This is a genomic window from 'Nostoc azollae' 0708, from assembly GCF_000196515.1.
In the GTDB taxonomy this organism is placed as follows: Bacteria; Cyanobacteriota; Cyanobacteriia; order Cyanobacteriales; family Nostocaceae; genus Trichormus_B; species Trichormus_B azollae.
Genome location: NC_014248.1, coordinates 2008273 through 2021015 on the forward strand (window position 1 = coordinate 2008273; position 12743 = coordinate 2021015).

At 37.3% G+C, this 12743-nt stretch carries 3 protein-coding genes; all 3 read left to right on the forward strand.

The window, feature by feature from the left end; all coding sequences use genetic code 11:
• The first annotated feature begins 86 nt into the window (after nucleotides 1-86).
• On the forward strand, nucleotides 87-9962 hold the full coding sequence (locus AAZO_RS09200; RefSeq protein ID WP_013191041.1) for a non-ribosomal peptide synthetase: 9876 nt from the start codon (nucleotides 87-89) through the stop codon (nucleotides 9960-9962).
• A 62-nt stretch (nucleotides 9963-10024) separates the two neighbouring features.
• Nucleotides 10025-10885 carry a Tab2/Atab2 family RNA-binding protein gene (locus tag AAZO_RS09205; protein WP_013191042.1) on the forward strand — a complete coding sequence of 287 codons (861 nt, stop codon included), beginning with the start codon at nucleotides 10025-10027 and terminating at the stop codon, nucleotides 10883-10885.
• A gap of 165 nt (nucleotides 10886-11050) precedes the next feature.
• Complete coding sequence (locus AAZO_RS09210; protein WP_013191043.1) at nucleotides 11051-12364, forward strand: TldD/PmbA family protein; 1314 nt, start codon at nucleotides 11051-11053, stop codon at nucleotides 12362-12364.
• Nucleotides 12365-12743 lie beyond the last annotated feature (379 nt).

The following is a 12743-nucleotide window of genomic DNA, read 5'->3' on the forward strand; positions in this document are numbered from 1 at the left end:
AGGGGGGATTTTAATACTTATAAAAAATATGATATACTCAATTCAGGAAATATACACAAAATGATTCACTAAAAACTAGCTTAATTATGAAAATAATAGAAGATATTTATCTAGATTCATACTCAAGTTCTGAAAAATTCTGGCGGGCTTTTTTGCGCGGTTTTACAGCCCCTATCACATTACCAATGCTGACTCCTGACTCCTTATCCCACCCATCTCGTCAAACCAAAGAAGTTCGCCTTTTAGGCAGTAAAACTTCGGATTTAATAACTTTTGCTCAAAACCATAAATTAACTCTTTATACTTTTATTCAAGGGGCAGTTGCTATACTTTTAAGTCACTATACAAGAGAAACAGATATTCTGTTTGGCGCAATGATAAAGGAACTGGATTTTAACATTGTACCTATGCGAATTTCTGTTGAAGCTGATGCTTCAGTATTATCGTGGTTGACAGAATTACAGACACAATGCTATTTTTTGGGAGAATATAAATCTACTCCCTTATTACAAATCCAACAATGGAGTGAAATTCCCCCAGAAGTTCCCTTATTTGAGACGCTGCTAATATGTGGAAATTATGAAAACATAGAACATCTTGAAGAGGCTAGATATCTTCTAATTTTATCTATTGATGCAGAGTCAGATTTATTACTAAGAATCAACTATCAGCAAACTCAATTTGCAGATGATGCCATAGATAGAATGCTAGGACATTTGGAAACTATATTAACAAATATAATTGCTCTTCCTGAACAAACACTTGCGAATATTCCTTTACTCACAGAGTGGGAAAGACATCAACTATTAGTAGAATGGAATCAAACTCAGACAGATTATCCCCAAGATAAGTGCATTCATGAATTATTTGAAGAACAGGTAGCGAAAACACCAGATACCGTTGCGGTAGTGTTTGAAAATGAGAAACTTACTTATAGAGAACTCAATCAACGTGCAAATCAATTAGCAAATTATTTACAATCATTGGGAGTGCAACCAGAGTTTTTAGTTGGTATCTGTACAGAACGCTCGATAGAAATGATTGTGGGAATATTAGGTATTCTCAAAGCAGGTGGTGCTTATGTGCCTTTAGATATTGCCTATCCCAAAGAGCGTTTAGCTTTCATACTTTCAGATTCCCAACTATCAATTATACTAACACAACAACATCTAGTTGAAAGACTTCCTAGAAATCAAGCTAGAGTAGTTTGTTTAGATAACGATTGGGAAGATATTGTTAAAATACCCATACAACACACAGAAATAACAGTTGAACCAGATAATTTAGCCTATATTATTTATACATCTGGATCAACAGGAAAGCCCAAAGGAGTTATCATTCTGCACCATAACGTCGTCTGTTTATTTGCAGCCACACAGCCATGGTTTCAATTTAACAATAATGATGTTTGGAGTTGCTTTCACTCCTATGCTTTTGACTTTTCCGTATGGGAAATTTGGGGTGCACTTTTATATGGCGGTCGTCTGGTTATTATTCCTTATTATGTAAGTCGTTCACCAGAATTATTTTATAAGTTATTATCTCAAGAAGGAATTACGATTCTCAATCAAACACCTTCAGCATTTAAGCAATTGATTCAACTAGAAACATCTTTAAATAACCACAGTGATTTAAGCTTACGTTTCGTTATTTTTGGTGGAGAGGCTCTTGATATTCAAAGTTTAAAACCTTGGGTTGATAAACATCGAGACAAGTTTACCCAATTAGTAAATATGTACGGGATTACAGAGACAACAGTTCATGTTACCTATCGTCCCATCAATATAGATGATCTCAATTCTTCACCAAAAGTTATTGGTTGTGCAATTCCCAATTTACAACTCTACATATTAAATTCCCATCTCCAACCAGTCCCTGTAGGTGTTGCTGGGGAAATTTATGTAGGAGGTGCAGGTTTAGCGCGTGGGTATTTAAATAACCTAGAGTTAACTGCTGAAAGGTTTATTCCTCATCCTTTTAACAATCAAGCAAAAGCTCGTCTTTACAAAACAGGAGATTTAGCTCGTTATTTACCAAGTGGAGATATTGAGTATCTAGGACGTATTGATAACCAAGTAAAAATCCGCGGCTTCAGAATAGAATTAGGAGAAATTGAAGCTTTATTAAATCAACATCCAAATTTGAGAGAAGCTAAAGTTATCAGTAGAGAAGATATCCCTGGGGACAAAAGATTAGTTGCCTATGTTATTACCAACTTACAGGAAAATAATCAAGGGGAAATATCTCAAAAAATACGTGAATACCTCAAAGAGAAGTTACCAGATTATATGATTCCTTCTGCTTTTGTGGTGTTAGATACTTTCCCCTTAACTCCTAACGGTAAAATTGACCATCGTGCTCTTCCTACTGTTAATTTTTTAGCTACTCAAAGTAATTATGTTGCTCCTCGAACTCCTACAGAAGAAATAATCGCGCAGATTTGGAGTCAGGTACTAAAAGTAGAAACTATAGGTATGAATGAGAACTTCTTTGAATTAGGAGGACATTCATTATTAGCCACACAAGTCATTTCTCGTATTAGACAAACCTTAAGTTTAGAACTATCCCTACTCTTATTGTTTGAATATCCTACTATTGCCCAAATATCGGAACAAATCAGTAATACAGAACAAACCAATAATCCTGTATTAGAATCACCCATTGATACCAGAAACCCTCAAATAAAATTATCCCTATCTTTTGCTCAACAGCGTATTTGGTTCTTAGATCAATTACAACCGGATAGCACTGCTTATAACTTATCCTACAGTTTTCAGATTAAAGGTAAACTTAATATTAGTACATTAAAAAAATGCATAGGTGAAATTGTACAGCGTCATGAAATCCTACATACAAATTTTGTAGCTATAGATGGACAAGTAACACAGGTTATTACTAATAATATTGAGTTCAATTTACCCATCATTGATCTACAAATTCTAACTAACAAGCAACGCAAAATAGAAGCTCAAAAAATAACTAAAGAAGAAGCAGAAAAACCTTTTAATCTAGCTGAAGGTTCTCTATTTTCTGTCAAACTGTTGCAACTGAGTGCAGAAGATTTTCTAATGTTATTTAATATTCATCACATTATTTTTGATGGCTGGTCTTTTGGAGTCTTATTTGATGAATTAAAAGTACTTTATACAGCTTATTATGAAGGTTTGATTTCTCCATTACCAAAACTTAGTATTCAGTATGCAGACTTTAGCTTATGGCAAAGAAAGTGGCTTACTGGTGCGATTTTAGAATCGCAACTAAATTACTGGCAACAGCAATTAGGTGGAAATTTACCTATATTAGAATTACCTACAGACCGTCTTCGTCCCAGAGTGCAGAGCTACCAAGGAGCAATAAAAACCTTCATCTTATACCCAGAATTAACTGCAAGTATCACATCCTTTGCTCAAAAAGAGGCTGTAACTTTGTTCATGACTTTACTAACAGCATTTAAAGTATTACTTTGTCGCTACAGTGGACAAGAAGATGTGATAGTGGGAACTCCCATTGCGGGACGTAACCGGAGAGAAATTGAAGGATTAATGGGATTTTTCGTGAATACTTTAGCATTGCGAACTGATTTAGGTAATAATCCCAGTTTTAACGAATTACTAAGTCGAGTCCGACGGATATGTTTAGAAGCATACACCCATCAGGATGTACCATTTGAGCAACTAGTTGAAATTTTGCAACGAGAACGGAATTTAAGTCATACTCCTATATTTCAGGTGATGTTTGCTTTGCAGAATGAACCAATGGGAGAATTACAGTTACCAGATTTGACGTTAACACCTTTAAAACCAGCAGTACAAACTGCTAAATTCGACCTGACTTTATCAATGGAAGAACGGAATGGACAGTTAATAGGTGAATGGGAATATAATACTGATTTATTTGATGATTCGACGATAGAAAGAATGAGTGAACATTTTAAGATCTTATTATCTGGTATATTGACTGATTCTAACCAAAATATTTGGCAATTGCCTTTATTAACAGAAGCAGAAAAACATCAATTATTACTTGAATGGAATCAAAATAAAATAAACTATAGTCAAACTAAGTGGACTCATAAACTATTTGAAGAACAGGTAGAAAAAACACCACATGCAATTGCGGTAATATTTGAGGAGCAAAAAATAACTTATCAAGAACTCAATCAACGTGCAAATCAATTGGCAAATTATCTACAGAAATTAGGAGTCAATGCCGATAAATTGGTAGGATTGTGTTTAGAAATATCCTTAGCAAGGATTATTGGTTTGTTAGCAATCCTCAAAGCGGGAGGTGTTTATGTACCCCTAGATCCGGTTTATCCTCAAGAACGTCTCAGATTTATAATTGAGGATGCACAAGTTTCTATTCTTTTGACTCAAGAATCGTTAGCTGATAAGTTTTTAATAAATTCTCTACAAGTTGTGAATTTAGATGGAGACTGGGAGAAGATTGCAACAGAATCTACAAATAATCTCCAAAGTTGCCTAACAGGGGAAAATCTGGCTTATGTTATTTATACCTCTGGTTCAACAGGAACACCGAAGGGGGTTTTGATTGAACATCAGGCGATCGCATATCATTGTCAGAATATCGTAGAACACTATCAATTGAATGCAAGCGATCGCATTTTACAGTCTGTCTCTCTGAGTTTTGATGTCTCTTTAGAGCAAATTTTACCAACTCTCACAGTTGGAGCAACAGTAATCTTAGTTGATGCACAATCATTAACTCCCTGGGAGTTCCACCGAAAATTAATTGATTACAGTTTGACTGTTATTGCCATTCCCATAGCTTACTTGACTCAATGGTTGCAATCTCTAGATGAAAACACTTATGCTATTGATATCAATGAACTTAGATTAGTTATTTGTGGAGGCGAAGTACTACCACCAGGAATACTGAAAATCTGGTACAACAGTCCCATGAAAGGAATATGTTTAATCAATGCTTATGGACCAACTGAAACAAGCATAACCGCAATCACTTTTACAATTCCTCAAAACATCAAACTAATAGAATCCTATACCAACATTCCTATTGGTCGTCCCTTACCAAACCGTAGAATATATATTCTTGATCATCATAAAAATAGCGTCCCTATCGGTGTTGCGGGAGAGTTATACATTGGTGGAATAGGTTTAGCACGTGGTTATTTAAATCGACCTGAATTAACAGATGAAAAATTCGTTCCTAGTCCCTTTGATAATTCAAGATTGTATAAAACTGGGGATGTAGCTTCCTATCTACCAGATGGGAATATTCAGTTCCTGGGACGGACTGATAGCCAAGTTAAAATTCGCGGCTTTAGGATAGAATTAGGAGAAATAGAAGCAATATTAAACCAACATCCAAATGTGAAAGCAGCAAGAATAATCACTAGAGAAGATATACCTGGTGATCAAAGATTAGTTGCCTATATTATTCCCAACTTTTCCACCGAGGTAACAGGGACCAGTAAACAGAAAAAATTTAATCAAGAATTTACTTCATTACAATTAGAAATACCGTATCAAATACGCAACTACCTAAAACAGCAGCTACCTGATTACATGATTCCTGCTGCCTTTGTGGTGTTGGAAACTTTCCCATTAACTACTAACGGCAAAATCAACCATTGCGCTCTTCCTGCTCCCGATTTTTGGGCTGCTCAAAGTAATTATGTTGCCCCCCGTACTCCCACAGAAGAAATCATTGTGCAAATTTGGAGTCAGGTTCTCAAAGTAGAAAATATTGGCATTGATGATAATTTCTTTGAATTAGGTGGACATTCCTTACTGGCGACACTTCTCATTTCGCGGCTCAGACAAACCTTTAACCAAGAAATACCACTAATCTTACTATTTGAATACCCTACGGTTTCACAACTTTATGAGCAGATCCGTATTACCGAAAGAGAAAATAATTCCTTATTATTACCACCAATTGAACCAACAATTCAGCGAAAAGAAAATTTACCACTTTCTTTTTCTCAAAAACGCCTTTGGTTTCTAGCACAATTAGAACCCAATAGCACTGCTTACACTATGCCGTTGACTCTGCGGCTTCAGGGTTTACTCAATATTACTGCTTTAGAAAGAAGCATAGCAGTAATTATAAAGCGGCATGAAATTCTGCGAACGAATTTTATTTCAACAGACGGACAACCAATACAGGTTATTACCAAAAATATTAACTGGGATTTACCTATCACCGACTTACAATTACTACCTGATGAACAACGAGATATAGAAGCGGCAAAAATCTCACAACAAGAAGCAGAAACACCATTTAATCTAGCAGAAGATCGCCTAGTGCGCGTCAAACTATTGCGATTGAGTGCAGAGGAATATCTACTGATATTTAATATTCATCACATTATTTTTGATGGCTGGTCATTTGGGGTATTATTTGCGGAATTGAAAGCAATTTATACATCTTATTGCCAGGGTTTGACCTCTGCATTACCACAACTATATATTCAGTATGCAGACTTTATTCTGTGGCAAAGACAGTGGCTGACTAGGAAATTTTTAGAGTCTCAACTTGTTTACTGGCAACAACAATTAGGTGGGATTTTACCTATATTAAAATTACCCATAGATCGCCCCCGTCCACGAATTCAAACTTATATTGGGGCAACAAAATCCTTTATATTCTCAAAAGAATTAACTGCAAGTCTTAAGTCACTGTACCAAGAAGAGGGAGTGACTTTATACATGGTTTTATTGACAACTTTCAAAGTATTACTTTGTCGCTACAGTGGACAAGAAGATGTGATAGTGGGAACTCCCATTGCGGGACGTAACCGGAGAGAACTTGAAGGATTAATGGGATTTTTTGTGAATACTTTAGCATTGCGAACTGATTTAGGTAATAATCCCAGTTTTAACGAATTACTAAGTCGAGTCCGACGGGTATGTTTAGAAGCATATACCCATCAAGATCTACCCTTTGAGCAGTTAGTTGAGGTATTGGGACCGGAACGCGATTTAAGTCATACTCCTGTATTTCAGGTGATGTTTACTTTGCAAAATTCACTCATGGGAGAATTGCAGTTACCAGATTTAACTGTAACAACTTTAGAACCAGCAGTGCAAACTGCAAAATTTGATCTTACTGTGTCGTTGACGGAAGAAAATGGACAGCTAATTGGTGAGTGGCAATATAATACGCATTTGTTTGATACTTCTACCATAGAACGCATGATAGAACATTTCCAGATGTTATTATCTGGGATATTGACTGATTCTAATCAAAAAATTTGGCAATTGCCTCTAATTACAGAACAAGAAAGACATCAATTATTAGTTGAATGGAATCAGACTCAAAAAGATTATCCTCACGATAAGTGCATTCATCATTTGTTTGCAGAACAAGCTGAAAAAACACCAGATGCGGTTGCTGTGGTGTTTAAAAATCAACAAATAACTTATGGAAAACTCAATCAACGTGCGAATCAATTAGCAAATTATTTGCAAACATTGGGAGTACAACCCGAGGTTTTAGTTGGTATATATACAGAACGCTCTATAGAAATGGTGATAGGACTCTTAGGGATTTTGAAAGCAGGTGGAGCTTATGTACCTTTAGATATTAACTATCCCACAGAGCGTATTTACCGTATGCTTGATGATGCTAAAGTAGGGGTATTATTAACACAAAAACACCTGTTAGCAAAAATTAATCAACTGCCATTAGTTGCTGAAAATAAGCTCGTAGTAGGTTCTCTTGATGAAGACATCCAAGATTTACTTTCAGGGAATACTTTGAAATCTCCACATTGTAAAAACTTAGCTTATGTGATTTATACTTCTGGTTCTACAGGTAAGCCCAAGGGAGTGGGAGTAGAACACGGACAACTGCTCAATTATGTGAAGGGGATTTTAGATAGATTAGATTTACCAACTGCTGCAAATTTTGCTACTGTTTCTCCATTTTTCACAGATTTGGGAAACACGATGATCTTCTCAGCATTGTGTATAGGTGGATGTCTACACATCATTGCTGAGGAAGTTGCTACTGACCCAGTGGCATTTACTAAATATAATCAGTCCTATTTTCTAGATTGCTTAAAAATAGTCCCTTCACACCTATCTTCTTTATTAACAGGTTCTGAGCCGGAAAAACTTTTGCCTCGTCAACGTCTAATTCTGGGTGGTGAAGCTGCTAGTTGGGAGTTGATTAAACGAGTCAATAAACTAGCGCCAAAATGCCAAATTTTTAACCACTACGGACCTACAGAAACTACTGTTGGTGTACTCACTTATCCTTTAGGCTCGGCCTCTACTGAAGCGTTATCAAATACGGTTCTTTTGGGTCGTCCCTTAGTCAATACACAAATTTATGTACTCGATCAATATCGCCAACCTGTCCCCTTGGGTGTTTCAGGGGAAATTTACGTTGGTGGTGATAGTGTAGCTAGAGGTTATATTAATAGATCAGAACTCACTGCTGAAAGGTTTATTCCTAATCTATTCAGTAATGAACCTGATGCCAAACTGTACAAAACAGGTGATTTAGCACGTTATTTATCTGATGGTAATTTAGAATTCTTGGGTAGAATTGATGACCAAGTGAAAATACGCGGCTTCAGAATTGAATTAGGAGAAATAGAAGCAGTATTAAACCAACATCCATCTCTGAGGGAAACTAAAGTTATCACAAGAGAAGATATTCCTGGCAAAGAAAGATTAATTGCGTATATTATCCCCACTTATGATCAAAATTCTCCATTAGAAATATCGCATAAAATACGTAAATACCTAAAACAGCAGCTACCTGATTATATGATTCCTGCTGCATTTGTGGTATTAGAATCTTTTCCTTTAACTGCTAATGGAAAAATAGACTATTATAACCTTCCTATTCCCGATTTTAGAAATTTGGAATCAGAAGGAAATCTCCAACCTGCCGATAATTTAGAACTGCAACTTATTAAGATTTGGGAGAATGTCTTAGGTATTCAACCCATAGGATTAAGTGATAATTTTTTCGATTTGGGAGGTCATTCATTACTAGCTGTAACCCTGTTTGCTCAAATTCACAAGACATTTGGCAAAAATATTCCTCTCACTTATCTTTTCCAATGTCCTACAATTAGGCAACTAGCTAATGTCCTTAGACAAGAAGGATGCTCAACCTTGTGGTCTTCGTTAGTTCCTATTCAAACCAAAGGATCAAAACCACCTTTCTTCTATATTCATACGGCATCAGGAGGTTTGATACACAGCTTGAATTTGTTATCTAAACTAGATGCTGATCAACCAGTTTATGGTTTACAAGCACAAGGATTAGATGGGAAAAGTTCTCCTCATACTTGTATTGAAGATATGGCTTCTCACTATATTCAAGAAATACAGACTATTCAGCTTCATGGACCATATTTATTAGGAGGATGGTGTGCAGGAGGTATGATAGCTTATGAAATGGCGCAACAACTTCATGCTCAAGGAGAGAGTGTTAAATTACTAACTATTTTCGATGCCTATCCTCTACAAATGATACCTACAGACAATACAGTTTTAAATCCTTATTTTTCAATAAAAACAGTGTCTCGTACTTATTCATCTATAATGGATATGATTAAGCGTAATCGCAGCTATTTTGGTCATTTAACATTTAAACAGCAGATCATTGCGATTTGGGAAAAGATTAATCGACGCATTCAGGATATGATTAAGGATAATCTCTATCAATTTTATGTGAAGAGGAATCTACCTTTACCTCATGCCCTCAGCAATTTAGCAGTTAGAGATGCGATCGTTCGTGCCTATAGAAGTTATTGTCCTCAAGTTTATCCAGGTAAAATAATCTTTTTTCGAGCAATTGATCACATGGAAGAATATGCTCGTCATATGGAAAAATGGGAGGAGTTAGCAACTGCGTCCGTGGAAATTCATGATATATCAGGGAATCACGATAGTATCATGTCTGAACCTCATGTTTTGGTTTTGGCTCAAAAGTTAAAGGACTGTTTAAACAGATAAGCAGTGAACTGGTAGAGTAAAAACATAACAAAACATCAACTCGCCAGATTTCACCGCATAACATGGGCAGTATTTGGGAACTCGATTTTTACTCCCGTCCGATTTTGGACGCAAATCAAAAAAAAGTTTGGGAAATCTTAGTGTGTGAAAGTCCTGTGGATGTCCGCACGAAAACTGATTCCTTGTTTCGCTATGCTCAATATTGCCCTAGTACTCAAGTAAATTCGGTTTGGTTGCGGACAGCCTTGGAGGAAGCGATAAATAAAGCCGGGGAAGCGCCAATCAAAATCCGCTTTTTCCGTCGTCAAATGAATAATATGATTACCAAAGCTTGTCAGGATGCGGGTATTCCCGCTTTACCTAGTCGGCGGGCATTGGTTCTCAACCAATGGCTACAGCAACGTATGGAGGAAGTTTATCCTCAAGAACTAGGATATCAAGGGGAGGCTAATCCTTCAGTCCGTTTAGATAGACCTTTACCGCAGCGGTTACCAGATGCTTTGGAAGGCAAACAATGGGCATTTGTGACTTTAGAAGCCAAGGATTTTGTGGATATGCCAGATTGGGAAATTGCCTTTGGTGAAGCTTTTCCCCTAGAATTGGCGCAATTATCACCAGAAATTCGCATTCCTGGCATTTTGATTTTTTCACCTAGGGCTTTACCTATTGCTGGATGGATGTCTGGTTTAGAAATGGCTTATTTGCGATTTGATACTAGTCAAGGTGACAGATTAATTTTAGAAACCGGTGCAACAGAAAGCTGGGTCTTGGCAAATATCCGCACTCCCCAACTTCTCAAAGAAGCTCAAGGCTTTGAAGAAACGAAGCAAAAAGCCAATGGAGTACATTTTATCGGTGTACAGTCTGATCCTCAAGTTCAATCTTTTTCTGGTTTTTGGCTGTTACAAGAGGTGAGTCTGTAGGGATTGGGGACTGGGGATTAGGATGATGGGGTGAAGAGTTTTACCAATTACCCTATGCCCCATGCCCAATTCCATGAAATTTACAACTGTTGAGGCAAGCTGATGGGATAATGATCAGCGTCTATCTAGGCTTTACAATCCAAAATCCACAATTCATCAAGGAAAATGGGTTCTGCAAATTTGTCACAAGATACACTAGCGGAAGATCTGCTAGAACTTGCCTTAAAATCTGGCGCAGAGGCTGCGGAAGTGTATCAGTCCCGATCGCTTTCTCGTCCAGTGTTTTTTGAGGCTAACCGCCTTAAACAACTAGAAACTAGTCAATCTGAAGGTACTGCACTGCGGCTATGGAGAAACGGTCGTCCCGGACTGACTGTGGCTTACGGTTCTGTAGATCCCCAGGTGATGGTAGAGCGCTCGCTCGATTTGAGTCAATTAAATCAACCTGAATCAGTAGAATTAGTCAGTAAATCTCTGGAATTTTACCCAGATTTGGGGGAAGCTGTACCAGTGGATATGTTGATTAACTGGGGTAAAGAAGCGATCGCTCTGATTCGTGATATCTATCCTGATGTTCTCTGTAATAGCGACTGGGAATGTGATGTTGAAAATACCAGGTTAATCAACAGCAAAGGTTTAGATTGTCACTATAGTGATACTACTCTCAGTTGCTATATGTCCGCAGAATGGGTTAGAGGTGATGATTTTTTAAGCGTTGCTGATGGACAAACTCAACGTGGTGAACTCAACCCCGATAAAGTCGCTCATCAAATTTTACAGCGATTAAATTGGGCGCAAGAAAACGTTTATACTCCTAGCGGTCGTCTTCCAGTTTTATTCACTTCCAAAGCGGCAGATATGCTGTGGGGAACTGTACAAGCTGCTTTAAATGGTAAGCAAGTCTTAGAAAAAGCTTCTCCTTGGGCAGAAAGGTTAGGTAAACCAATTGTTGTACCCACTCTCACTCTTTACCAAGATCCTGAAGCTGGGCCTTATAGTTGTCCTTTTGATGATGAAGGCAATCCTACAAAATCTTTGATATTTGTTAAAAACGGGATTTTACGGAATTTTTATAGCGATCACACCACCGGACAACAATTAGGAATTGGTAGCACAGGGAATGGTTTTCGTCCTGGTTTGGGTAGTTATCCGACCCCTGGTTTATTTAACTTCCTCATCCAACCGGGTACCGCATCCTTACAAGAATTAATTCAAGATATGGATGATGGTTTAATCGTGGATCAAATATTAGGAGAAAGTGGCGGAATTTCTGGTGACTTTTCCATCAACATTGATTTGGGCTATCGGGTAAAAAAAGGGCAAATAATTGGCAGAGTTAAAGATACAATGGTGGTTGGTAATGTTTACACAGCCCTTAAACAAATAGTCAAACTGGGTGGAGATGCAGATTGGAATGGTGCTTGTTATACTCCTTCATTAATAGTTGAAGGACTTTCTACTACTGGAAAAAATAGTTAACTCAACAACAAATAGGAGTAATATAGGAATCCGGTTTGATTCCTAATAGCTTTCTTGGCGTAAGGCATAGTTACTTGCTTAGACAGGGGGCAAAAGGCAAGAGGCAATAGGATTCCAGAATATTAAGGTATACGGAGTCTTGTTCCAAAATCAAGTAGAAGTTGTATATCTTGTCCAGTTGTTAGCGTCAGCTGTTGGACTTGCAGCAGCAGAAATACAATCGCCTGATTTGATTCTCCCCTAGCCTTTAGGCTAGGGGAATCTAAAAGGATGCTACCGAACAGACAGGTTACACTCCCGTGAGGTTTTTTATGAAACCCCTGGTTAAAAAACCATAAAAATTTGCATGATGGTTATAACCACCATGCAATATTAAATG